The sequence below is a fragment of the Flagellimonas yonaguniensis genome, assembly GCF_029193885.1.
Lineage (GTDB): Bacteria > Bacteroidota > Bacteroidia > Flavobacteriales > Flavobacteriaceae > Flagellimonas > Flagellimonas yonaguniensis.
The window spans coordinates 162,906-188,238 of sequence record NZ_JARFVB010000006.1 but is presented as its reverse complement, the minus strand read 5'-3'; the positions used below and the strand labels follow the sequence as shown (position 1 = coordinate 188,238).

The 25,333-nt window shown below is 43.2% G+C and carries 25 protein-coding genes; 5 read left to right on the top strand and 20 right to left on the bottom strand.

What is annotated here, in order from left to right; translation table 11 throughout:
* Positions 1-140: 140 nt before the first annotated feature.
* The 4 genes from fabD to PY092_RS12075 all read right to left on the bottom strand — a co-directional run bounded on the left by fabD (position 141) and on the right by PY092_RS12075 (position 4,611).
* Positions 141-1,025, bottom strand: coding sequence for an ACP S-malonyltransferase (gene fabD / locus PY092_RS12090; protein WP_275616064.1), 885 nt, complete (start codon positions 1,023-1,025; stop codon positions 141-143).
* Positions 1,026-1,089: 64 nt separating this feature from the next.
* On the bottom strand, positions 1,090-1,605 hold the full coding sequence (locus PY092_RS12085) for a gamma carbonic anhydrase family protein (protein ID WP_275616063.1): 516 nt from the start codon (positions 1,603-1,605) through the stop codon (positions 1,090-1,092).
* A gap of 58 nt (positions 1,606-1,663) precedes the next feature.
* On the bottom strand, positions 1,664-2,395 hold the full coding sequence (locus tag PY092_RS12080) for a LytR/AlgR family response regulator transcription factor (protein ID WP_275616072.1): 732 nt from the start codon (positions 2,393-2,395) through the stop codon (positions 1,664-1,666).
* The gene (locus PY092_RS12075) at positions 2,395-4,611 is read right to left on the bottom strand and encodes a tetratricopeptide repeat-containing sensor histidine kinase (RefSeq protein WP_275616062.1); all 2,217 of its coding nucleotides are present in this window, start codon (positions 4,609-4,611) and stop codon (positions 2,395-2,397) included. Before PY092_RS12075 ends, PY092_RS12080 begins: the two co-directional genes overlap by 1 nt.
* Before the next feature lie 198 nt (positions 4,612-4,809).
* Between PY092_RS12075 and PY092_RS12070 the strand changes: the two genes are divergently transcribed.
* A complete protein-coding gene (locus PY092_RS12070; protein ID WP_275616061.1) occupies positions 4,810-5,982 on the top strand; it encodes a vWA domain-containing protein in 1,173 nt (390 codons plus the stop codon).
* A gap of 83 nt (positions 5,983-6,065) precedes the next feature.
* Here PY092_RS12070 and PY092_RS12065 read toward each other — a convergent pair whose 3' ends face one another.
* A complete protein-coding gene (locus PY092_RS12065; RefSeq protein WP_275616060.1) occupies positions 6,066-7,061 on the bottom strand; it encodes a PorP/SprF family type IX secretion system membrane protein in 996 nt (331 codons plus the stop codon).
* Positions 7,062-7,185: 124 nt separating this feature from the next.
* Between PY092_RS12065 and PY092_RS12060 the strand changes: the two genes are divergently transcribed.
* From PY092_RS12060 to PY092_RS12045, 4 genes are all read left to right on the top strand, one after another.
* The gene (locus PY092_RS12060; RefSeq protein WP_275616059.1) at positions 7,186-8,082 is read left to right on the top strand and encodes a NifU family protein; all 897 of its coding nucleotides are present in this window, start codon (positions 7,186-7,188) and stop codon (positions 8,080-8,082) included.
* A 70-nt stretch (positions 8,083-8,152) separates the two neighbouring features.
* Positions 8,153-8,353 carry a dodecin family protein gene (locus tag PY092_RS12055; RefSeq protein ID WP_127136558.1) on the top strand — a complete coding sequence of 67 codons (201 nt, stop codon included), beginning with the start codon at positions 8,153-8,155 and terminating at the stop codon, positions 8,351-8,353.
* 68 nt (positions 8,354-8,421) lie between these two features.
* Positions 8,422-10,521: a thioredoxin domain-containing protein gene (locus tag PY092_RS12050; RefSeq protein WP_275616058.1), complete on the top strand. Its 2,100-nt coding sequence runs from the start codon at positions 8,422-8,424 to the stop codon at positions 10,519-10,521.
* Positions 10,522-10,604: 83 nt separating this feature from the next.
* The gene (locus tag PY092_RS12045; protein WP_275616057.1) at positions 10,605-11,432 is read left to right on the top strand and encodes a mechanosensitive ion channel family protein; all 828 of its coding nucleotides are present in this window, start codon (positions 10,605-10,607) and stop codon (positions 11,430-11,432) included.
* Here the strand turns inward: PY092_RS12045 and tsaB are convergent.
* The 15 genes from tsaB to PY092_RS11970 form a co-directional block, all read right to left on the bottom strand.
* Positions 11,429-12,109, bottom strand: a complete 681-nt coding sequence (gene tsaB, locus PY092_RS12040) for a tRNA (adenosine(37)-N6)-threonylcarbamoyltransferase complex dimerization subunit type 1 TsaB (RefSeq protein ID WP_275616056.1) — start codon at positions 12,107-12,109, stop codon at positions 11,429-11,431. The genes PY092_RS12045 and tsaB overlap by 4 nt on opposite strands.
* Positions 12,110-12,125: 16 nt before the next feature.
* Entirely contained in the window at positions 12,126-13,475 is a 1,350-nt protein-coding gene (locus PY092_RS12035) for a TolC family protein (RefSeq protein ID WP_275616055.1), read from the bottom strand.
* Between the two features lie 42 nt (positions 13,476-13,517).
* Positions 13,518-14,633, bottom strand: a complete 1,116-nt coding sequence (locus tag PY092_RS12030; protein ID WP_275616054.1) for an efflux RND transporter periplasmic adaptor subunit — start codon at positions 14,631-14,633, stop codon at positions 13,518-13,520.
* A gap of 39 nt (positions 14,634-14,672) precedes the next feature.
* Positions 14,673-15,872 carry an ABC transporter permease gene (locus PY092_RS12025; RefSeq protein ID WP_275616053.1) on the bottom strand — a complete coding sequence of 400 codons (1,200 nt, stop codon included), beginning with the start codon at positions 15,870-15,872 and terminating at the stop codon, positions 14,673-14,675.
* A 59-nt stretch (positions 15,873-15,931) separates the two neighbouring features.
* The gene (locus tag PY092_RS12020) at positions 15,932-17,161 is read right to left on the bottom strand and encodes an ABC transporter permease (protein ID WP_275616052.1); all 1,230 of its coding nucleotides are present in this window, start codon (positions 17,159-17,161) and stop codon (positions 15,932-15,934) included.
* Positions 17,154-17,855: an ABC transporter ATP-binding protein gene (locus PY092_RS12015; RefSeq protein ID WP_275616051.1), complete on the bottom strand. Its 702-nt coding sequence runs from the start codon at positions 17,853-17,855 to the stop codon at positions 17,154-17,156. Before PY092_RS12015 ends, PY092_RS12020 begins: the two co-directional genes overlap by 8 nt.
* Positions 17,856-17,963: 108 nt before the next feature.
* Complete coding sequence (locus PY092_RS12010) at positions 17,964-19,064, bottom strand: efflux RND transporter periplasmic adaptor subunit (protein ID WP_275616050.1); 1,101 nt, start codon at positions 19,062-19,064, stop codon at positions 17,964-17,966.
* A gap of 33 nt (positions 19,065-19,097) precedes the next feature.
* A complete protein-coding gene (locus tag PY092_RS12005; protein ID WP_275616049.1) occupies positions 19,098-20,354 on the bottom strand; it encodes an ABC transporter permease in 1,257 nt (418 codons plus the stop codon).
* Between the two features lie 10 nt (positions 20,355-20,364).
* A complete protein-coding gene (locus tag PY092_RS12000) occupies positions 20,365-21,609 on the bottom strand; it encodes an ABC transporter permease (RefSeq protein WP_275616048.1) in 1,245 nt (414 codons plus the stop codon).
* Positions 21,610-21,701: 92 nt separating this feature from the next.
* Entirely contained in the window at positions 21,702-21,914 is a 213-nt protein-coding gene (locus PY092_RS11995; protein WP_275616047.1) for a hypothetical protein, read from the bottom strand.
* Between the two features lie 6 nt (positions 21,915-21,920).
* Positions 21,921-22,457 (bottom strand): DUF420 domain-containing protein, encoded by a 537-nt coding sequence (locus tag PY092_RS11990; RefSeq protein WP_275616046.1) that lies wholly within the window; start codon positions 22,455-22,457, stop codon positions 21,921-21,923.
* Positions 22,454-23,197, bottom strand: coding sequence for an SCO family protein (locus PY092_RS11985; protein ID WP_275616045.1), 744 nt, complete (start codon positions 23,195-23,197; stop codon positions 22,454-22,456). Before PY092_RS11985 ends, PY092_RS11990 begins: the two co-directional genes overlap by 4 nt.
* The gene (locus tag PY092_RS11980) at positions 23,178-23,810 is read right to left on the bottom strand and encodes a hypothetical protein (protein WP_275616044.1); all 633 of its coding nucleotides are present in this window, start codon (positions 23,808-23,810) and stop codon (positions 23,178-23,180) included. The genes PY092_RS11985 and PY092_RS11980 overlap by 20 nt, the downstream gene beginning before the upstream one ends.
* A 70-nt stretch (positions 23,811-23,880) precedes the next feature.
* Positions 23,881-24,264, bottom strand: coding sequence for a cytochrome C oxidase subunit IV family protein (locus tag PY092_RS11975; protein WP_275616043.1), 384 nt, complete (start codon positions 24,262-24,264; stop codon positions 23,881-23,883).
* 15 nt (positions 24,265-24,279) lie between these two features.
* Positions 24,280-25,254 (bottom strand): cytochrome c oxidase subunit 3, encoded by a 975-nt coding sequence (locus PY092_RS11970; protein ID WP_275616042.1) that lies wholly within the window; start codon positions 25,252-25,254, stop codon positions 24,280-24,282.
* Positions 25,255-25,333: the final 79 nt, after the last annotated feature.

The following is a 25,333-nucleotide window of genomic DNA, read 5'->3' as shown; positions in this document are numbered from 1 at the left end:
CTAGTCCGTGCGTTTCAGTTATGTTCTTTTTGCCTGCGTGTAGTTAGTAGTTTGGGGAAATCAATATTACAAAAAAGGCAAGGAACATCCTTGCCTATTAGTTTAAATCTCTATTTATTCGGATAAAGTGTTTTTCGCAGCTAGGAAACTGATGCCGAACTGGTTTCGGCATCACGGTGGATTTTCTTTACCAACCCTTGCAACACCTTTCCTGGCCCTACTTCCACAAAGGAAGTAGCTCCATCATCAACCATTTGTTGCACACTTTGCGTCCACTTTACGGGAGCCGTCAATTGCAGTATCAGGTTCTTTTTGATTTCCTCGGCATCGGACACGGCTGTTGTGGTCACATTCTGGTAAATGGGGCAGCTTGGCACTTTGAATTCCGTGGATTCTATGGCCGCGGCCAACTCTTCCCGTGCTGGCTCCATCAAAGGGGAATGGAATGCTCCTCCAACTGGCAACAATAAAGCTCTTCTGGCCCCGGCTTCCTTCATCTTTTCACAGGCTACGTTTACAGCATCCACTTCTCCGGAAATCACCAATTGCCCGGGACAGTTATAATTGGCAGGTACCACAATGCCTTCCACTTCGGCACATAGTTTTTCCACCACCTCATCCTCCAATCCCAACACAGCGGCCATGGTACTGGGCTGTATCTCGCATGCCTTTTGCATAGCAAGGGCGCGTTGTGACACCAATTTTAAGCCGTCTTCAAAATTCAAGGTGCCATTGGCCACCAAGGCGGAGAATTCCCCCAAGGAATGTCCCGCTACCATATCGGGCTTAAAACCATCGCCCAACATCTTGCTCAAAATCACGGAATGCAAAAAGATGGCCGGCTGGGTCACTTTGGTCTGCTTTAGATCTTCGGCGGTGCCTTCGAACATGATATCGGTTATGGAAAACCCAAGGATTTCATTGGCTTTTTCGAACAATTCCTGTGCTTCGGCGTGGTTTTCGTAGAGGTCCAGGCCCATCCCTACAAATTGTGCTCCTTGTCCTGGAAAAATATATGCGTTCATAGTTGTCGAGTTTTTTTAAGTGGGACAAAAATAGGGAATATTCGACTTATTGATTTCCGGTTTGCTACGCTTCCTTGAACCAACTGGAATATTTCACATAATTGTTGGCAATGCGATCTATTTCCCCAGAGGATAGTTCTGGACTGATGTCCTTGATCTTCTTGGCGGGCATACCGGCATAAATGCTCCCAGACTCCACATGGGTACCTTTGGTAACCACGGCCCCTGCCGCGATAATGGAGTTGCTCTCCACCACACAATCATCCATGATGATACTGCCCATCCCCACCAATACATTGTCCTTGATGGTGCATCCGTGCACTATGGCATTATGACCTATGGAAACATTATTTCCAATGGTGGTCGGCGATTTTTGATAGGTACAATGGATCACTGCCCCATCCTGTACATTGACCTTGTTGCCCATTTTGATATAATGGACATCGCCACGAATCACGGCATTGAACCAAACACTGCATTGACCGCCCATGCTTACCTCGCCCACAATCGTGGCATTTTCAGCGATAAAACAATCCTTGCCTATTTCTGGGGATTTGCCCCTGACTGGTTTTATAATCATATTGATGAATTTTGAGATTTTTTGTCAAATTGCCCTTCACAGTGGCCAGTGTGACAATTTATTGAAAATATGACAATAGATCGGCTTTTCTGGAGGCGGAGACCGAAAGTTCCTTCCCGTTGGACAGCACCACGCTGCCCCCTTTCCCCTTTTTGTACTTGACCACCTCGGCAACATTTACCAAATAGGATTTATGGATACGGGCAAAGGAATAGGATTGCAGAGCTTCCTCAAAATATTTCAAGGTTTTGCTCACCACTATTTTCTTTTTTTCCAGATAGATTTCGGTATAGTTGTCATCCGCTTTGCAAAAGTAGATGCCCGATACGTCCAACACCTGGAAACCATCTTGTTGGGGCAGGGTAATTTTGCCTTCTGCCCTAACTGGTCTGGCCTGAAGCACTTGTCCTTCCAAGGCATTTTCCTTTTCCTTGATGGCACGCACATAGTCCACCGCCTTGATCAATTCATCTATGTTGATGGGTTTCATCAAGTAATAGGCCGCATGATGGTTCAAGGCATCCATGGCGTATTGATTGTAAGCCGTGACAAAAATGGTCTCGAAGGTACGGTCAGGGATTTGGTCCAATAGGTCAAAAGCATTGCCAAAAGGCATTTCCACATCCAAAAACACAAGGTCTGGATGATGCTTTTTGATTTGCCGTAACCCCTCTTCAATGGTTGAACCCTCGCCAAGCAATGTGACGTTTTCGCAATACTTGGATAGATAGTTCCGAAGGATTTCCCGACTATTGGCTTCATCCTCCACAATGACCGCTTTGAGTTCCATCATTGTTTTTTGAGTTTTAGGGATACCCTTGTACCCGTTTGGTCGGTATTGAGGTCGGAAATGGATACCTCCACCCTGTTTTTGTACATATCGTTCAAAATTTGGATTCGTTTTTGAATGTTGCCCATCCCTTTCGACTTCTGTTTCTTTTGATTGGTGGTCTTCAACTCGGCTGATTTTTTTCTACCGATGCCGTTGTCCTCAATACGGATTTCAAGCATATCGTTGGTCACTTGCCGTATCCCGATCTTTAAAAATCCTTTTTCCTCCTTGTAGCGCAAGCCATGCCAAATGGCATTTTCAATATACGGCTGAAGCAACATCGGCGGAATCTGGAAGGCATCGATATCGATTTTGTTGTCCACATCGATTTCATAATCAAACTTATCGGAGAATCGTGAATGTTCCAGTTTCACATAGAGTTCCAACAACTCCAATTCCTTGGCCAATGGAATAAAATCTTCTTCGGAATTCTCAAGCACGCTACGCATCAATACGGAGAACTCGCTTAAAAAGCGATTGGCGCTTCGTTCATCGCTTTTAGCGATATAATTGTTCACGGAATTCAGTGCATTGAAAATAAAATGCGGGTTCATCTGGGTGCGGAGCGATTTCAACGCCAACAAGTTATTGGCCAGTTTTTGTTGCCTATTGCTCCGGTAGTACAAAAATGCGATAAGCGCCATCGAGGCAATACCGAAAATCAATGAATAGATGATCCATTTTTGACGCTTGCTGGTTTCTTCGTACAATTGCTGCTCAGTAAGGGCCAAATTGTATTTGCTCTGACTTAGTTCGCGTTCTTGCTCCAAGCTCGAGATACGATTTTGCGTGTTCGCTATCTCACGGTTAAAACGGGCCGCTCTGGATATTTCCTGCTCTTTTCTCACATACAGGCTGTCAACCACCGCCACATAATCCTGATACGACTCCAAGGCCTTGGTGTAATCCCCTTTGTAGCGATATACTTCGGATAATTTTCGCGTAGCATCTTTTTGCACTACCAAATCATCATCCCTGTCCGCTTCAACAATACTTTTTTCCAGATAAGGAATGGCCTCATCCAGTTTGTCCTGTGCGATATAGGCATTCGCAATTTTATAATTGATGCGCTGCGAAGTAACGGTGTCCCGTGTGGAGATGCCTTGTCCGACCGAGGCAACGGCATTCCTGGGCAATTGTTCCAACTCATCCAAGTTCCTTTTTCGCAGTTGGATCTCATCATCATAGCGATTTTTTTGATTGTAGAAATCCGCTACTTTCTCACTTTCCTGAATGAGTCGTTCTGGAGCTACTTGTTTGGAGAGGTTCAAGGAGTTTTGATAAAACCCTTCGGCCTCGATTACCTTATTCTCAACAGCAAAAGCATCGGCTATTTTGGAATTTAGGTCAATTTCCTTGGGGGAGATTTGATTTTTTTCGGCAATGATAAGTCCTTGTTGATAATAGTTTTGGGCATCTTTGAGGTTGGACAACTCCTTGTTTGCATCCCCCAAGGCTTCAAAAAACTCCACGCGTTGGTAGGGCACCATGTTTTTCTCCATGATCAAAGGCTCCAAAATTGAGATGGCACTTTCATAATTACCGTTGAGCACATAGGCCTTGCCCAATAACACTTTGGTCTTGTTGGACTCCTGGGCAGCCAAAGCATCCTTAAAATTGGTTATGGCCAAATCATACTGCTCGTGATACATGTAAATCTCGCCAAGGGCACGAAGTGATAACGAAAGTTCCCCTTTATTCCCCGTGCTTCCCAGCGGTTCCATGGAACGGGCAATGAAATCAATGCTCTTCTCAAGATTGGTCTTTTTATAGGCATTGGCCGAATCCAAAAAGCGTTGGTGGTCGTCCAGGCCACTCCTTGAACTGGATACTTCGCGCTTTTGTCTTCGAGAAGACCATGTCCCCTCATAACCTTCCACCCGCACATCCACATCTTCATCCGACTTGATTCGATAACGCACTGTTTGCAGTTCGGGACCCTCAACGATCAACATATCCCCAACTGACGCCTTAATGGAAAATTCCCCCAATGCATTGGTCGTCGTAAAGGCTCCTTTATTGGTGGACACCTGCACTCCGGAAATAGGAACATTGTTTTCCTTTCCCTTGACGGAGCCCTTGATCACCATTTGTCCCTGGGTATTTCCAACTTGCGCCAGTGTGCCCCAAGAGGTCAACAGTACCAATAATAATATGTATGCCTTATGAACCATAACTTAGGTAAACATACTGCTTCCCAAGCATTTTAAAAAATAGGTTGTCGCCGAATTGGGTTGAAAACAGCTCGATTTCTCCCCGGTTACGGAGTAATCGGTTCCATTCACTCATTCTAACCGCTTCGTTGCTCATTCAGGATTTTTTTTACTGAAAGTTGCCGATACATTTACCTCAACTTTAAAAATCATTGCATCATGAAACATTTGAATTACATATTGAGCTCAGCACTTTTAGTGTTTATAACAGGAACCAGCTATGGTTGCAACCTAAAGGCCCATACCAAAGAAAAAACCACGTTGATCACTCCATATACCAGTGAAAAACCAAAGGAGCAATACGTTAAAATCGCCCTTTTGTTGGACACCAGCAATAGTATGGACGGACTCATCAATCAGGCCAAGGCACAATTATGGGACATTGTTAATGAATTCACCCATGCCAAATGCGGCACCAATGTTCGCCCTTCCCTTCAAATTGCACTATACGAGTACGGAAATGATAACCTATCGTCCCGTGAAGGATACATACGACAGGTTTTGGGGTTCAGTAACGATTTGGACGAGATTTCAGAAAAACTGTTCTCTTTAACGACCAACGGTGGCGAAGAATATTGCGGACAAGTGATCCATACTTCATTAAAACAATTGGACTGGGGCAAAAATGCGGATGACCTTAAAATGATTTTCATAGCGGGCAACGAACCCTTCACACAAGGAAAATTGGACTTCAAGGATGCTGCCACCAATGCCAAGGAGAAAGATGTGATGGTGAACACTATTTTTTGTGGTAATTACGAACAAGGTATTTCCTCCATGTGGAAAAAAGGTGCTACGCTGACAGGTGGGGAATATATGGCCATCGACCACAACAGACAAGTGGTCCATATCAATACGCCCTATGACGATATCATCATCCAATTGAACTCCAAATTGAACAACACCTACATTTCCTATGGTTCCATCGGGAGGCAAAAGAAGGAGCTCCAATCCATGCAGGATGCCAATGCTGCCGCACTGGAGGAAGTGGTCGTGGTAAAGCGTGCCGTGAGCAAAAGTTCCAGATTGTACAAAAACTCACAATGGGACTTGGTGGATGCCGTAGAGGACGATGAAACTGTCATTTCAGAATTGGCGACCAAAGATTTGCCCGAGGAATTGCAAGGAAAATCCGAAAGTGAGATCAAAGCCTATGTGAAACAAAAGAAATCCGAACGTGAAGCAATCCAAAAACGGATACAAGAACTCAATACCAAGCGCGAGGTCTACATTGCCGAGCATCAAAAAGAAGAAACCGGAGAATTGGAAAATGCCATGCTATCGGCCATAAAGGCACAAGCATCAAAGAAAAACTTCACTTGGGACAAATAAGATCAGTCAAAAATCAGTTGTCACATCGAGCGCAGGCGAGAACTTTTCAAATTATCTCGCCTGCGCTCGAACTTATACGAAGATTAATTATTGGCCGCCGGACAGTAACAATCGTACCGTTTGCCATCATCACTTTGACCAAAGTCGTACCCCAAGGTAATCTGATGGAACCCGCCATTATCAAAACGAATATCCCCGGATTGATAGGAATAGTTGTAAGAAAACATGAACCTGTTCACATTGACTCCAATGATGGGTGTGAACAACTGCAAACGCTGTTCGCCAAATGTCCCATTGGATTGGAACTGTGCCCCATCAAAACTGCGACGGTAGGACAACCCGGCCCAAACTGTTCCAAAACTCACATCCCGGTACACCTTGGCATTCAAATCGACGGTCTTTTCCTTGGTAAAATCCGTCATCTGGAACAAAATGGATGGCTCGATTCGGGTAGTTCTTCCAAAAACGTATCCAACAGAGAACAAATAGCGTCTTAAATTATCAAATTCCGCTGCAGTGTATAGATCGCGACCACTTCCTAAAAGATTCAGGATAGCAGCATGTGCATAAAACTCGAACAAGTTATAGGAAACACCCAAATCCACATTGAAATAGCTGGCCGTATTCTTTACTCCACTTACTACAGGATCAGGAATTACCGATACAAACTCGGTTTCATCCAAACTGCTCAGAATAACACCTGCACTCAAGCCAAAAGAAAGCTGGTTCAAGGTTCTGAAATCGCCCCCCATCTGCAAATGATGGGCATAGGTGGCTTTAAATCCGGTTTGTGAATGGTATCCGTTGGAATCGTTGAAAAGTATACCTCCGATGCCACTGCGCTCGCCCACCCTGGAATTGATGTTCAAGGTCTGCAAACTTGGTGCTTCATCCACATTGAACCATTGCTTTCTTGCCGTCAGACGAATCTTGGTTCCTTCTGCAATACCCGCCATGGATGGATAAACCAGATAGTAATTGTCCGCCAAGTAATCAAAATACACAGGGATTCCTTCCTGTGCCTTGGCCATGGACCCAAAAAACAGGGCTATGAAAATCGAGGTTAAAATTCGTCTCATGTGACGGTCGGGGCTAATGGTTGTTCAATACAATAAAACACTAACATAACGGAATGCACCACACATTATTATAATATTTTGCTACGCATCGTAACTATTGGTATTTTTGCATCAAAGATTCAAGATGAAAGAGTACAATATTACGGTTGTTATCACCAACAACCCCAAGATAATCAAATTGGAGGCCAACCATTTTTTGGTAAAGGGCAACTACGAGTATAAAAACATAGACGAGGCCAAAAATTCTCCCTTGGCACAACAGCTTTTCCACCTTCCATTCGTCAAGACCGTTTACATATCCAGCAATTTTGTGGCTTTGGAACGTTATGACATCGTGGAATGGGATGATGTTAAGGACGAGGTGGCACAACAACTAGTGGAATACCTCAATGCGGGCGAGCCGGTTGTGAACGAAGAGGACGTTAAAAAGAAACAGCCCATTACCGTTTACGCAGAAGTTACCCCTAACCCAGCGGTAATGAAATTTGTTTCCAACAAAAAAATTGTTCCCAGCACCTACGAGTTCAAGAACATTGATGAGGCAAAAGAGTCGCCCTTGGCCATGGAACTCTTCCATCTTCCATTTGTGAAAGAGGTATTTATGGATGAAAACTATGTTTCAGTCACTAAATACGACGTCGCGGATTGGGAAGAAATCAACATGCAATTGCGTGAATTCATCAGGGATTATCTGGCCGATGGTAAAGATGTTGTGACCGCGGAAGCCATCCAAAAAAGCAAGGAGACCGTAGAGCAAAAGAAAGTAGGCACCGATTATGATGACACATCGCTTCAGATCATCGACATTTTGGAAGAATATGTGAAACCAGCGGTTGCAGGTGATGGAGGAAATATTCTTTTCCAATCGTATGAAGAGGAAAGCGGTACCGTGAGCGTAATCTTGCAAGGAGCTTGTAGCGGTTGTCCGTCATCCACTTTTACCCTGAAAAATGGTATCGAGACCATGCTCAAGAACATGATGGGCGAAAAAATCAAGGAAGTTGTGGCTTTGAACGGATAATTTCCTCTGATTTACAGCCATATTCTGGTCAAAATTTGTTAAATTCAAAGGAATCTAAAAAACATTGACCATGGCAGTTTTAAAAGTTATTGAAGTATTGGCTAACTCCAGCAAAAGCTGGGAAGATGCAACCAACAAAGCGTTGGAACAAGCCTCAAAATCCGTTAAAAACATTCGTTCCATCTATATCAACGAGCAAAGCGCTACGGTAAAAGATGGAAAAATTGACGATTACAGGGTAAATGTGAAGATTACCTTTGAGGTTCAATAATAAAAGCCAAGAATAGAAAATGCGTCCCCAAACGGACGCATTTTTTTATGCGCAAGAATGCCCAATTGATGAAAAAAACAGTTTTCTTCATATTATTCACGATTGCAGCCCTCAGTTGCAAACAAAAATCAGACGAAGTGACCCATAAACACACCAATGCCCTTATCCATGAGACCAGTCCCTATCTCTTACAGCATGCCCACAACCCCGTAAATTGGGAAGCATGGTATCCCGATGTGCTGGAAAGGGCCCAAAAAGAGGACAAGCTTTTGCTTATCAGTATTGGTTACGCCGCCTGCCACTGGTGCCATGTGATGGAAAAGGAGTGTTTTGAGGATGAACAAGTGGCCGAAATAATGAACGAGCACTTCATCAATATTAAAATTGATCGCGAAGAACGGCCCGATGTAGACCAAATTTATATGGATGCCATCCAAATGATCTCCGGACAGGGCGGATGGCCCTTAAATATTGTGGCCCTTCCCGATGGAAGACCTTTTTGGGGGGCTACCTATGTCCCCAAGGACAATTGGATAAAGTCATTGGAACAACTGGCCGAACTTTATCAAAAAGACAAACCAAGGGTTACCCAATATGCCTCGGATTTGGCCAATGGGCTCCAAGCCATCAATCTGGTGGAAAACGACAGGGACAGCGAACTCTATTCTTTGGAACAATTGGATGCCGCAATGCATAATTGGACACAATACTTTGATACTTTTTTAGGTGGGCATAAGCGTGCCCCAAAATTTATGATGCCCAACAATTGGGACTTTTTATTGCACTATGCCACCACCACCGACAAACCCGACATTATGGAGTTCGTGGACACCACGCTTACCCGAATGGCCTACGGAGGTGTTTACGACCATGTAGGCGGCGGTTTTTCCAGGTACGCGGTGGATGTTAAATGGCACGTGCCCCACTTTGAAAAAATGTTGTACGACAATGGTCAGTTGACAAGTTTATATGCGAAAGCATACGCCGCAACCAAAAACGAATTGTATAAAGATGTGGTTGCCGAGACCATCGCCTTTGTGAAAGAGGCGCTTATGGACCAAAGTGGTGGATTCTACTCCTCCTTGGATGCGGATAGCCTTGATGAAAATGGAAAACTCGAAGAGGGCGCCTATTATGTTTGGACCAAAGAAGAACTTACCCGATTATTGGGAGATGATCTTGAGATGTTCCAAACCTATTTCAACATTAACTCCTACGGACATTGGGAAGAGGAAAACTACGTGCTCATCCGGGACAAACCTGATGAAGAAATCGCTGAAAAGTTCAATATCACGGTTCCCGAACTGAAAACAAAAATAAACGAGTGCCTGACCATACTCAAAAAGGAGAGAAACAAACGTCCAAAACCTCGGCTGGATGATAAAATCTTGACTTCTTGGAATGGATTGATGCTAAAAGGGCTTGTGGATGCCTACCGATATTTGGACAACGAAGATTATTTGGACCTGGCTTTGAAAAATGCCTCGTTCATAGAACGTGAAATGATCAAAACGGATGGCTCACTTTACCGCAACCATAAAGAAGGTAAAAGCAACATCAATGCCTTTTTGGATGATTATGCGACGGTAATTGATGCTTATTTTTCGCTCTATGAGGTTACTTTTGATGAAAAATGGCTTGATCTGGCCAAAAATCTGTTGGATTATTCCAAAAAGCACTTTTTTGATAGTGCATCCGGAATGTTCTTTTATACTTCGGACAAAGACCAATCCCTGATTAGAAGAACCATAGAAGTCGACGACAATGTGATTTCCTCCTCTAATTCCATCATGGCCATCAATCTGTATAAATTTCATAAACTCTACCCTAATGAAGCCTATGGAACTATGTCCACCCAAATGCTCAAAAACGTTCAAAAAGATTTTGGCCGAAGGGCACAGGGCTTTGCCAACTGGCTTCATCTGGTACTGTTCCAAAATCAAAATTTCTATGAGATAGCCATACTTGGCGGGAATTGCCAAAGCATGGGACAACAAATCAGTAAAGCGTATATACCCAACAGTATTTTGGTAGGCTCCCAAAAAGATGGAAATTTGGAACTATTGAAAAACAGGGGGGCTTCTGATAAAACCTTGGTCTATGTTTGTATCGAAGGGGCTTGTAAACTCCCCGTAACAAAAGCGGAAGAGGCTTTAAAGCAATTGTAGGCAACATTAACATTTGTTTAAAAACCTTTTCTTTTATTTCATGTGAATATTGGCTACGTTGCCATTTAAACTAAAAAACCATTATGGAAGAATTAGCAAACTATCAAACTTACATAGATGAAGCCATTGAATGGGCGATGAGGATCTTACCCGATTTTGTCACTGCGGTCATTATTTTTTTCGTTGGTCTTTGGATTATCAAATTGGTCAATAAAATGGTCCATCGATTTTTTACCAAAAAGGATTATGATGAAACCTTGGAGTCGTTTTTACAGAGTTTTATCAGCATCATCCTTAAAGCATTAGTGTTTGTATTGGTAGTGACACAATTGGGTGTGAAAACCTCATCATTGGTGGCCTTGGTCGGTGCTGCCGGACTCGCCATTGGCTTGGCCCTCCAAGGATCTCTGGCCAATTTTGCAGGAGGGGTTCTCATTTTGATTTTTAAACCATTTAAATTGGGCGATTTCATTTCGGCCCAAGGGGTTGACGGTACGGTAAAGGAGATAACCATTTTTAGCACAAAACTAAGTACGTTTGGCAACCAAATTGCAATCATACCCAATGGACAGTTATCCAATGGTAACATTGTCAACTACAATATGGAAAACACCCGTAGGGACAAAATCGATGTTGGGATTGGATATGCGTCGAACATCAAAGAGGCCAAAGAGATTCTTTTACAGATCTGCGAGGACAATCCGAGCATCAATACCGAACCAGCTCCCGAAGTATACGTTGGGGCCTTGGCGGACAGTTCTGTAAACCTGACATTGCGTTTTTGGGCCAATAACGATGTATTTTGGCCAGCACATTTTTACGTGATAGAACAGACCAAATTACGATTTGATGCAGCAGGAATCGAGATTCCTTTCCCGCAAAGGGTAATGCACAAGGCCATGGAAGATTAATTTTTCTTCTTTTTCTGCTGAAGGACAAAGTCCTTGAGGTAATAAGGCTCAAAGTAAGCCACGTCCTCAAATTGACCGGCTTCGTATTTCTTAAATGCAATCGGGGCCATATCCTTTGCTGAAGGAACCACGGATACATCAAAAACAAAATTGGGGTGTTGCAAGACACCCCTACATTTTTCTGCTCCACTCCCCACAATGTACACCTTATTGCCGGAAACATATTCTGTAAAAGACTCCTCATTGATAACTTCTGCACGGGTGTCGCGAACTTCTTTATATGCAGCATCGTAAACGCAGGAATACACCTCCATTCGCCTTGCATCCAGCACGGGAATAACCAATTCATCTGATTTTAATTGCAGCTGATGCGCCATACTTTGCAGAGTGGGCACGGAGATCAAGGGTAAATCCAAAGAAAAGCACAGCCCCTTGGCGGAAGATACACCGATTCGGAGTCCCGTATACGAACCGGGGCCTTTGCTGATGGCAACGGCATCGAGGTCCGAAAATGACAAAGAAGCCTCTTCCAAGGCTTCTTTTATAAATAGATGCAATTGCTCGGAGTGCGAATAGCTCGCCGCATTGTTCTCTTTCAAGACAACGATTTCGTCATCCTTTGAAATGCTCACGGAGCAATTGGTGGTCGCGGTTTCTAAATGTAGTATTATGGCCATAGCGGCCACAAAGATACTAGTTTAATGAAATGGGTATACCAAAGTAGAACTCCAATATTTTCAATCGGAAGATATAATCGTACTTGGTACGGATCACATCGGCTTGGGCATTCTCTACCCTAGCCTGCGCCTGACTATATTCGAAGGCATTCATTAGACCTACATCGTAGCGTTCTTTGGCATACTCATAAGACAAACGCCTAGCTTCCAACGTTTTTTCGGCTGCACTATAGGCTTTCTCAAAGGTGCTTACATCAACATAAGCCTGTTGTATGGTGTTTTCCAAATCCAACTTATCCTGTTCCAATTGCAATTGGGCCTTTTCCAAACTTATCCTTGACCGCATTACATTGTTCCTTGTACTCCAACCGTTGAAAATAGGAATATTGAGCTGTGCTCCATAACTGATACCATCAAAAATCCACAATTGATCTTTTAGACTTGGTGTGTAAGCCACTCCGTTTTCATCGGGTATTTGTGTTACATTGGAATATCGGGTTCCATACTGAAAAAAAGCAGACAAGGTGGGCAAATAGGCACCTTTTGCAATTTTAAGGTCCTGTTCGGCCAAATCCACATTGGATTCAGAAAATTTGATATCGTTCCTGAAACCCAAAGCCTTATCAAAAATCACTTTTGGGGAGTTATCCAGAATATCAGACGGCGGAATATCAAACTCTTCCTCGGCAATATCAAAATTCTCGTAATCGGTGATCTGAAGCAATTGGGCCAAATTCACTTTGGAAATCAACACCAAGCTTTCACCATTAATGATCTGTTGCTCTTGATTGGCCGCCGTGGCCTCGATTTCCAAAAGATCCCCTCTGGGAACCACTCCGGATTCCACCAATTCCTTGGTTCTTTTTAAATCCTGTTCCGTAACGGCGTATTGTGCCCTAAAGGTCTTGAGCTGCTCCTTGTTGGAAATCAGTTGCAAATAGGCATTGGCCACGTTCAAGCGAATATCATCCTTTAGATTATCCAGACGGTACTGATTCGCAACAGCGTTCATTTTAGCCCTGTTCAACTGATTGATGTTCCGTAATCCATCAAATAAAGTTATGCTGGAAGATGCACTGATATTCACATTGTTGGCCGTGCTATTTGTCGGCAAGTTGTTTGTTGGGTTAATGGAGAAACCCGTGTTACTTGAAGCCGATGCCGTTCCATTTAAGCTGGGCAAAAGATTACCCATGGCATCGGACCTATCAATCTTGGCATTCTCCAAATCCAGTTCATATTGTTCTACGGTCAAGTTGTTCTCCACTGCGTATTCCACACATTCCCTCAGCGTCCATTTGCGCACCTGCGCACTGGATAAGGTAACGGCAAACAACAGTAATAATATGGTTATGCTATTTTTCATTCGTTTTTTGATTTTGGTTTATATAATGATGGTCAGCATGGATTAATCTTCAGATCTGCTCTCGAGCTTGTTCCAGACTTTGATTTTATCCTCTTCATCTATGCCAGAAACAATCTCTACATCTATACCGTCACTAACTCCCAATTCAAGATCTCTACGTTCGAATTCATTTTCGCCTGTTTGTACTTCCACGTATGGTTTCTCTGTCTCCTTATCAAACTGAAGCAAAGCTTCTTTAATGGACAGCACATCTTTTTTCTCTTCCAAAACAATGGATGCATTGGCACTATAACCAGCCCTTACGTAGGAAGTGCTGTCGCTTTCCTTTACATCGAGGTCACCCTCGATCTTGAACTGCACGGCACCTTCTTCCTCAACACCTTTTGGTGCGATGAACTTTAGCTTGGCATCAAATTTCTGCTCTTCCAATGCACCAAGACTGATTTCCAATGGCATACCCACATTGAGCTTGCCCACTTCGGCCTCGTCCACTTCTCCTTCAAATATCATTTTGGACATATCGGCAATGGTGGCAATAGTGGTACCATCGTTAAAGTTGTTACTTTGAATGACCTGATCCCCTTCTTTCACGGGAATTTCAAGTATGGTTCCTGAAACTGTGGCTCTAATATTGGTATTGGCACTGGCAGAACCACCGGCTGAACCTTTTCTGATAATTTGATAATCGGCCTGTGCATTTTTCAACTCTTGTAATGCCTGATCATAGGTCAACTTCAAATTGTTGAAATCTTGACTGGAAATCACGCCTTTGTCAAATAACGTCTTATTTCTGTCATATTCGATTTTTGCATTGTTCAAAGCAAGTTCAGCTGTTCTGACCCTTCCTGCTGCTTGGTTCAATGATTGCTCATTGGGAACCACCTTGATGACAGCGATAAGATCGCCAGACTCCACACGAACACCCTCTTCCAAAAGAATTTTATCAATAATCCCAGAGATTTGAGGCTTGATATTGATTTCATCCTCTGGTATTACCTTTCCGGTAACGATTACTTTATTTACGATGTCCTTTCGTTCTGCTGTTTCGGTTTTATACAGCTCTACAGGAGTACTGTTCTGCTTTAAAAAGTAGACTACAGCGGCCAAAATACCAATGACCACTATCCCTATCAATCCGTATTTTACATACTTGTTCATTCTTGCTTATTTGATTTCGTTATTTAATTGTAATGATGATTATTCTTCTCTTAATGCATCTATAGGTTTGATTTTTACTGCTCTGTTTGCCGGTAAAAGACCAATAAGAACACTCAGCCCCACCATTAAAATAAATGATATGACGAACTGAGGTATGCTGATCATGGGCTGTACGAATGGAAAATTGTCCCCACTTCCCCACATGGAATTCATAATGGATAATATTCCTACTGCCACGGCAAACCCCACCAGTCCGGCAAAAGCGGTCAACACTATCGCTTCAAGCACGATCTGGCGTTTTACGATTACGGGAGTGGCCCCAAGTGCCCTTCTAACTCCAATCTCCTGTGTACGCTCCTTTACTGTAATCAAAAGGATATTACTAATGGCAATTACACCAGCGAGCAAGGTAAAAATCCCGACAAAAAATGAGAATCCCTGCAGCACGGTGGTAAAAGCCGTAATGTTGTTGAATATTTCGGACATATCGAAACTTCCTATGGCACGTTCGTCATCTGGATGGATATCGTACTTGGCCTTTAAGATGGTCTTGATTTGACTTTCCACAAAGGACACGGGCGTGCTCTCTTGTACAGCAATGGCCATCCAGCCCATTCTATCACCTGAATTGAAAGCTTTTTGAAAGGTACTGAACGGAATAAACACCGCATTCTCACCATCAATGTTGATATTATTGTTAGGCTTGTAAATCCCCACCACGGTAAAGTATACCCCATTGATACGGATTTCCTCCCCCATGGCCTTCTCTCCTTTCTCAAAAAGGAGCTTATAGGTCTCCTCCCCGATCACACATACTTTTTTTGAGTAATCAATATCGGTTTGGTTCAGGAACCTACCTTCCACCAGTTTCTTTTTGGTAATATTATCTATCTCCGGATAATCCCCATATACAGCCGAACCACTGGTTTGCCCGTTACGGTATACACTTACTGTCCCTCTATGGCTTGCCAACTCTATTCTAGGGGCAAGCACTTCTATTTCTGGAATCTGTTTTTTTAAGATTTCGGCATCTTCCAATTTGTAGCGAATCCTTCTTCCCCGTTCAAAACCTTTGTATGGTTCAGAGGTTGACTGCCCCCATACAAATAAACTGTTGGAAGCCGTCCCCGCAAATATTTTATTGAAACCATTGCTCATCCCATTGGCAGAACCCAACAACAGCACCAAAATAATCATGGCAAAGATCACTCCAAGCATGGTAAGGAAGGTTCTGAACATATTCTTGCCCAGGGTATGAAAAATCTCTATCCACAAGTCTTTATCAAATAACCACATAACTATTTATCACTAAGTGCAACAATGGGTTTCACATTTGCAGCTTTCATAGCTGGCAACAATCCCGCCAACACACCTGCAATAATCAATATTATCGTGGCCGTGACCACCACCGAAAGGCTTACGGATGGATTGCTGAATGCCGGTGTCTCGATCATGGGGCCAATGGCGGCCAATATCATCCAGGCGAACAATAGTCCTACAAAACCGGAAATAGCCGTGATGAAAACGGACTCCAACAATACTAGGTTGACTATTTGTCGTGGTCTTGCACCCAATGCCTTACGCACCCCTATTTCCTTGGTCCGTTCTTTAATGGTAAAGACCATGATATTTCCGATACCCACGATTCCCGCAATGAGGATCAAGAAGCCGACCCCTATACCAATTCCTTTCAGCACCGCTGTAAAGCTGCTGATATTATTGAACGCCTCAGCATAGTTCCATACATTCAGTCCAGCTTGGTCTTCTGGTGCGATTTTATGCCTACGCTTCATCAATATTTCCAATCGTTCCGAAAAATCCAATGCCTCCGTTAAATCATAATTGGGATTATAGGTCAATGCTATACTGGCTATTTCATTGGTGTTCCCATAAATGCGTTGATAAGTGCTTACTGGGGCATAGATCCTTCTTTCTGCATTATCATCGCCATCATCGGTAAATATTCCGATCACCCGAAAAGGCAGGCCATTGAACTCGACAAATTTTCCAAGTGGGTCTTCGTTTTTGAACAGGTCTTCCGCGACCTTTCTACCAATTACCGCAACTTTGGCCTTATTGATGATATCCGCCTCATTGATGTACCTGCCAGCCGTCACCAAAGTTTTTTCTATGGCCTGATGGTCAGGGTGAGTAGCTTGCACGGAGTAAGACCCCGTTTCCTCCTTGTATCGTGCTATTGCGTTTGCATAATAACGGGCACTTATATATTCAATATCGTTTGGAAAGCTTTGCTTGATATATTCCAGGTCATCATTCTTTAGCTGGATACGTCTACCTGCCTCAAAACCACCGTATGCCTTGGAAGTGGTTCCTGGACGAACGAAAATGGAATTGGTGGCATCATCATTGAACTGACCTACAAAACCATTTTGCATGCCATTGACCGAAGCTAGGAGCATTACCAAAATAAAGATGGCCCACCCCACAGAGAACCCCGTCAAAAAGGTCCTCAGCTTATTGGTCTTAAGTGTATTGAATATTTCCTGCCAAACGTCCCGATCAAACATACTGTTCCGCTCTTACTTGTTCGACTTTTTTATCTTCTACGATAACACCGTCCTTTAGATGTACAATTCGCTTGCACATGTGTGCAATATCCTCTTCGTGGGTCACTACCAATATAGTGTTTCCTTCATCGTTGATTTTTTGGATCAGGTCCATTACCTCATAGGAAGTTTTACTGTCCAAAGCACCTGTTGGCTCATCCGCCAAAAGCACTTTTGGCTCTGCTGCCATGGCACGGGCAATGGCCACCCTTTGCTTCTGCCCACCGGAAAGTTCACTGGGCAGGTGGTCGGCCCAAGGTTTTAGCCCAACCCTCTCCAAATATTGCATCGCTTTTTCCTGACGCTCCTTTCTTGGTACTTTTTGGTAGTATAACGGTAATGCCACATTTTCGACGGCACTTTTGTAGTTGATAAGGTTAAAGGATTGGAAAATGAATCCCAAGAACTTGTTTCTATACTGGGCAGCTTTGGTTTCGCTCAAATTTTTAATCGGTACACCATCCAAGGTATACTCACCGGAATCCGCCCCATCCAACATCCCCAAAATGTTCAACAAAGTAGATTTACCAGATCCTGAAGACCCCATAATGGCCACAAGTTCCCCTTCTTCTACTTTAAAATTTATGCCTTTTAAAACATGAAGGGAGTTGCTCCCCATTTTATAGGATTTATGAAGATCTTTGATTTCTATCATGATTGATGATGTTAGCTATCTTACTTTTACTTCTGCTAGTAAGACATATATGTTGTTAAAATGTTACAAGATTTTTTACTTTTTTTTGCGAACAGTGATTTCTGTACACTATTCCTCGGCCAGCGCGTTCCACACCTTGACCTTGTCAGTCTCCGTTATGCCTGACTTTACCTCTACAAAGATACCATCACTGACCCCGAGTTCCACTACTTTCCTTTCAAACTGCTCATCTGCGGTTTCCACCTCAACAAATGGTTTTTTGGTGTCATCATCAAACTGAACCAGTGCTTCCTTTACTGCCAGAACGCTATCGGCTCGTGCCAAGATAATGGATGCATTTGCACTGAGTCCTGCCCTTATAAAAACGGTATCGTTCTTCTTTAAAGTTCCCTTGATCTCAAATTGGATGGCACCGTTCTCTTCTTTGCCTTTAGGTGCGATATAATCCAAAACGGCGTCAAAAACATGATTTTCGATGGCACCAACGGTAATTTCCAATGGCAAATCTTCTTTGATTTTGCCCACCTCGGATTCGTCAACCTTTCCTTCAAAAATCATTTTGTCGACATCGGCAATAGCTGCAATTGTAGTCCCCTCGTTAAAGGTATTGCTCTCAATGACCTGATTACCGACTTCAACAGGCACTTCAAGAACCATACCGCTAACGGTGGCCCTGATCATGGTATTGGCAGAACTGCTCAGGCCGCTCGTGGTTCCTGTTTTTACAATATCATAACGTTTATTGGCAGCAGCGTAAGCTTGTTTTGCTTGATCATAAGAAACTTGGGCTCGCTCCAAATCTGTTTTGGGAATTACCCCTTTTCCAAATAGCGTTGATTGGCGTTCGTAATTACGTTTTTGATCATCCAAATTTATTTTTGTCTCATCAATGGCATTTCGTGCATCGTTAAGGGCAGATAAGTTAGGGACAACCTTTATTTTGGCCAATAGATCACCAGATTTTACATAATCACCACCTTCTACGTAAATTTCCTCTATCACTCCTGAGATATTGGGCTTGATCAATACTTCTTCCAAAGGAAGAATGCTCCCCGTGGCCACCGCTTTTTTTACAATGGTCTGCTTGGAAGGTGTTTCTGTTTGATATACCACTGGGTCCTCAGCATTTTTCTGATACAAGTAGTACATGGAGCCACCGAACACTATTACGATGAGCAACAAGATGACAATGGTTACCGATTTTTTCATTTTAATTTCTGTTAATTGATTGATTCTTACCTACTATTCTGTTCGCAACGCTTCGATGGGCCTAACTCGTATGGCACTCTGTGCTGGAATGAAACCTGCCAATAGCCCGGACACCATCAAAATGGTCAAGGCCCCTGTGACCACACCAACGCTCACACTTGGACTCATGAACATATCCACTGGCCCAACACTATCAAGCAAGGAGTTGATGCCAAAAATGACCAAGGACCCGAATATGATTCCCACCATCCCCGAAATCAGGGTCAGGAAAATGGACTCCATCAAAATTTGCTTTTTTATGGACCATGGCTGTTCGCCAAGTGCCCTGCGTATTCCTATTTCCTTTGTACGTTCTTTTACCACAATGAGCATGATATTGCTCACACCGATGATTCCTGAAAGCAACACCATGACCCCCACGATATAGGCAACTGCTTTTAACGCTCCAAAAAGGCTTTCCACCCTATTGTATTGTTCGTAGAGATCAAAATAGCCCACCGCACGGGTATCCTCAGGGTGTACTTTATGACGTTTCTTCATCACATCCACAATATTATCCTTGAGTTGGGAAATGGAACTGCCATCGTTGGCCGTAATGGCCATCCAACCCACATCTTCACCTCGGTTAAAGGCTTGGGAGAATGAGGTAAAGGGTACGAATATTTCCTTTTGGCCCTCTTCACCCCCTCCACTATTGTTTTTTTTATAGGTTCCTATGACCATAAAGTTGACCCCTTGTATTTTGATGTAAGTTCCCAGTGCATCTTCGTCCTTATTGTACAGGTCGTTTTTTACCCCTTGCCCGATAATGGCCACTTTTCTTTTTTCCTTGATGTCATTATAGTTCAGGAACCGTCCGGCCGTGACAGCCATGGGATCTTGGTTGATGATTTCGGGATAATCACCATATACATTGTACGCTCCGGTCCGGATTCCCCGTACCACATTGTTGTTCCCACCAAAACCGCCCAATTGGTTCCGAGGGGAAATAAACCGAAGATTGGGCACATTATCGCGCAATGCGGCCACATCATCAATCTTAAACTCAAAGCGCCTCCCTTTGGGCAGGCCTTCATAGCCTTTGGTGGTGGCCCTGGTCCACATAAACATGGTATTGGTGGCAATATTTCCAAAATCCTGTTTGATGCCATTCTCCAATCCTTTGCCGGCGGCCAATAATACAATCAATATAAATATGCCCCAACAGACCCCAAAAGCCGTAAAGATGGTGCGCCACACATTGGTAGTGAGCACCTCGATAATTTCCCGCCATCTATCTTTATTGAACATACAGTTTTGCTTATTCGTCCCTCAAGGATTCGATTACTTTAACTTTTGCCGCTCGATAAGCGGGCACAAAACCCGCAAGGGTTCCTGCCACTATCAAAACGATTACCGTGGAAAAGGCCACATTGAAGTTCACGGATGGATTCATAATGTAATCCACCTCAATATTGGGGCCTACAATCTCCAAAAGGGCCATACTGAAAATGAGTCCTCCAAAACCGGAAATTGCAGTAACAAAAATGGCCTCATGGAGAATCATGGCGATTATGGACCATGGTTTTGCCCCAAGTGCCTTTCGTATCCCTATCTCGCGGGTTCGTTCCTTGACGACGATCATCATAATATTGCTCACGCCAACCACTCCTGCGATTATGGTGCATACGCCCACAAACCAGAAGAATAGTTTAATGTTATTGGTTAGGCCGTAGTAGCGTTTGGCCTCTTCCATAGCACTCCAAACCTCGATTGCCCCTGTGTCATCGGGGGCTATGGTGTGGGTCTGTTGTAAAAATTGTCGGACCCCGTTTTTAAAGTCAACGGCCTGGGCAACGGCTTCATCAAAATTTTCAACTGGTGGCAGGGTAAAAGAGATATTATTGACCCTGTTCCCGCCATTAAAGGTTCTTTGTGCCGTTGATATAGGGATATAGATGCGCTCTTCCTCGCGGTCCTCCATCTCTTTGTACACTCCTATTACCTTAAAAGGTATCCCTGAAATATCCACGAACTCCCCAATCGGGGTTTCTACATCGCCAAAAACATCTTTTTTTATTTTGTTGCCGATAATGGCCACTTTGCCGTTGGAAACTTCATCGCTATAATTGATGAACCTACCCTCCACCATATCGGCATTTTCTATAAATTGAAAATCGGATGCTACGCCCTGTACCCCATAAATGAGTGCTTCTTTACCATAATTCACACTGACCCCACGCACAAAAATCCTAGATGATCCGTATTCGATATCATCCTTGAACATAGCGTTTGCCTTTGTGTAATTTTCGTTGACGAGTTGAATACGCCTACCTGGATTGAGCCCCTTATATTCTTTTGAAGTGACCCCGGGCCAAACCCAAACACTGGTCGATGCGTCCTGCTTGAATTCGTTTTCGATACCATTGCGCATGCCTTGGCCAAACCCAAGCAGGATAACCAAAATGAAGATGCCCGAGGCTACGGAAAGCCCGGTCAGAAATGTCCGGAGTTTGTTCTTTCGTATGGTGTCAAATATTTCTTGCCACCGTTCCAGGTCGAACATAGGTTAGCGATTTTGATTGATGAGTGATGCAAGCGTATACCAATAAGACTATAAAAACCGCTAAATGTTACAGTTGGAAGTAAAAAAGAGGGTTAACCTCTCATTTTTCTATAAATGAAGTAAAACAGGCCTGCTACCAATACATAGGGAACGGCCATAAGGTATACGATTCCGTTATTGATCGCTTCAGCGGTCTTCCCATCCGATTCGCTTTCCACCACCGCACGGCACATGGCACATTGGGCTTCCGAGATGGTGGGGAAAACCAATAGGATGAACAATATGATCAGCAATCTTGTCTTCATGGAAAATTAATATTGATAATACGGGGAAATCATTATATACACCAAAACCCCTGTTATGGCCACATACAACCATATAGGGAAAGTATACTTGGCCCAGTGCCTATGGCTTTCAAAATCATCGAGATATACCTTTGAATAGGTGATCAATACCAAAGGTATAACGGAAATGGACAACACAATATGCGTCATCAAAATGAAATAATAGATATATTTCATCGGTCCTTCACCTCCATAAACCGTGGTCTCGGAAGTCATGTGATAGGCTACGTACATAACCAAAAACAAAGCTGAAAGCACAATATTTGTGGTCATTAGCCTTTGATGCGTCCGTTCCCGTCCATTTTTGATGGCCACCACCGCAGCAATCAACAAAATTGCCGTAAGTCCGTTTATCGTGGCATATATGGGTGGTAGGAACGACAATGGTTTTGCATTCGGAATCTTAAACCCAAACAATAGGGCAACCACCAAGGGTATTGCAACGGAAATTACAGCTATCAATTTATTGAACCGCTTTTCCTTTATAGTAACTTCTTCGGTCATTCTGCCAAAAGTTTTTTAATGTCCTCTTTTAAAATGGTAATCTGTTGGGTCTCCCCATCCGAGTTTACCTTTTGTTTTTCAGTAATGGTCCCACGATAATATATCAGAGGGTTACCGAATTCATCTTCACGTGAGCGAATATACCCATTTTTATCAACCAATGCGAACATGCCAGAATGTTCAAAACCTCCTGGAGCATCCTCATCTTCAGTGGCAAAGATGTAAAAACCTTGCTGCGCCAATTCATAGATCTTCTCTTGGTCGCCGGTCATCAAATGCCAGTCCTTATCCGTAATCCCGTACTTGTCGGCATACTCGGTCAATACGGATGGCGTATCATATCTCGGATTGATGGTAAAGGAAGCAACCCCAAAATCAGCATCATTTTTAAAGGTTTCCTGAAGCTCCACCAAATTCTTGGTCATTACCGGACAGATGGTAGGGCAAGTGGTAAAGAAAAACTCGACCACATACACTTTTCCCAAGAAATCCCCATTGGTGACCAAAACACTATCTTGATTATAAAATGAGAAGTCGGGCACCTTTCGCTTTTCCCCTTGATTGACCACAAAGCCAACTTTAACGTCATTGGAACTGGTGCTCATGCGATCGTTTTCCACAATCGTGCCTCCCTTTACTCGTTTCGTGATTTCATATACGGCAAAAATCCCAAAAATCAGGATGATTGCGGACACCCAGATATAGGTGTGCTTCCTTTTGTTATTTGCTCCTGTCGGCATTGTTCTTTTTTAAGGCCAAGCGATATTCTGCCAAGATAATCTTGACATCATCCACCATTTTATTGTTCAATTCTGCTACCGAAGAGGTATCAAAACCATATTTGACGCCCTCATCTTCATCATCTGTTCGTCCTCGAAGACTTAAGTCTTTATCAATTATAAAAACGTTTGGCGTGGCCAGATTTTCATCTAAATCCACATTGGTCTTCAAGGACTCAAAAAATGTCTTGATTTCATTTTCGGAACCAAAGGCAAAGTGCCACTTGTCCACATTGGACAGTTTCCCCAATTCAGTCTTCATCTCCTCTACCTGCTCCTCATTACCTTCGGGAACCACCATGATCATTTGAAAGTCGTTGAACTCCCCAAACCTTTTGTAAATCTTTTGGTTCAGGTTAAAGGCATTCCCCTGCATCTTTTCCACATTGTTGCCCAAAAAACCTAAAATGGTAATCTTGTTTTTAAGCTGAACGCTGGGGTCCATTTCGGAAATACCAGCTATTTTTTGGGTAAGAATGGGCAAACGTCCAAAATTGTTCACCCCGGATGCAAAAAATAAATACACCACCACGGGAAGTATAAAAAGGGCAGCTAATACAATTTTCTTTTTCATAGTGTCTGAACCCTACAAAAATAAAAAAAGACGGTTGGAAAACCGTCTTTTAAATATGTTAAATGCTTTTTTAGAAGTTCCAGGTTATGAATCCATCCTTGTAGACATTGTAAATATAATCCGCTTCGAAAAGCAAAATGAATATCAAATAACAGATCAGGAATATAGGAGTCCATACAATCACCCTTCTCAAAGGAGTCTTTTCATCCCTAAGGTGCATAAAGTCCCATGCAATATAATAGGCCTTTACCAAGGTTAGGATGATGAATATCCAGTTCAACAATTTCATTCCCAAGAAATGACTGTGGGTAAGCGCCTTTGGCTTAACAATACCCAATGCAACTTCGATGGTTGTAACTATGGAAAGGAAAATAAGAACCCCCCAAATTTTTTGGGTGTTTGATTTGAATTTTACCAGTCCTCTGAAAATCTCAAGTTTATGCTCGTGTGCCATTTATCATCAATGTTTTTATACCAAATAAAAGAATGTAAATACGAATACCCATACCAAGTCAACAAAGTGCCAGTACAGTCCAACTTTCTCAACCATTTCGTAGTGACCCCTACGCTCATAGGTACCTAAGATCACATTAAAGAAAATGATGATGTTGATGACCACACCCGAGAATACGTGGAACCCGTGGAATCCTGTGATAAAGAAAAAGAAGTCGGCAAATAGTCTGTGTCCGTATTCATTGTGGACAAGGTTCGCACCTTCCACCACTTGATTGGCCTCCAAAATTTTGGCCAATGATTCTTTTCTGTCCAAAAGGGTCTTTTCACCCTCTTCATTGATTTGCTCTGTACGGATTAAGATATTCGGTGTTGCTTTAAAGCCTTCAACAACTTCATTCAATGAATACGAAGTCTTGTAACCTTCTCCCTCGAACCAAATCCCTTCGCTGGCAACATGCTTCACTCTTTCTTCTGGCAGTGTTTCGGCAAAATCGGCCAATGCGGCTCTTTCGCCGGTCTCAGCATTCACAAACTGAAGGATCCTACCTGAATTGGTCTCTACTGCTCCGTAATCGCCTTTTATAAAAGTTGCCCATTCCCATGCCTGTGAGCCAACGAAGATGGCACCACCGATAATGGTAAGGAACATATACAGGACAACCTTGCTTTGCTTCAATTTATGACCTGCGTCCACAGCCAATACCATGGTTACGGAAGACATGATCAAAATAAAGGTCATGAAGGCCACATAATACATGGGGTAATTCCCATGGAAAAAAGGTACGTGGGTAAATACCTCATCGGCAATGGGCCATAGCTCGATAAACTTAAATCTTGAGAAACCATAGGCCACCAAGAACCCGGAAAAGGTCAAGGCATCCGACATGATAAAAAACCACATCATCATTTTTCCATAGCTAGCACCAAGGGGTCTGTTCCCGCCTCCCCAAACGCTGTCTTCTGTACCGGTACTTACCGTTGTATCCATATAAAAGGTCGTTTTATTAAAACTTTCACAAATTTACATTTTTTGCCGTATTGTAAAAGACAAACTTGAGTGAAAACTG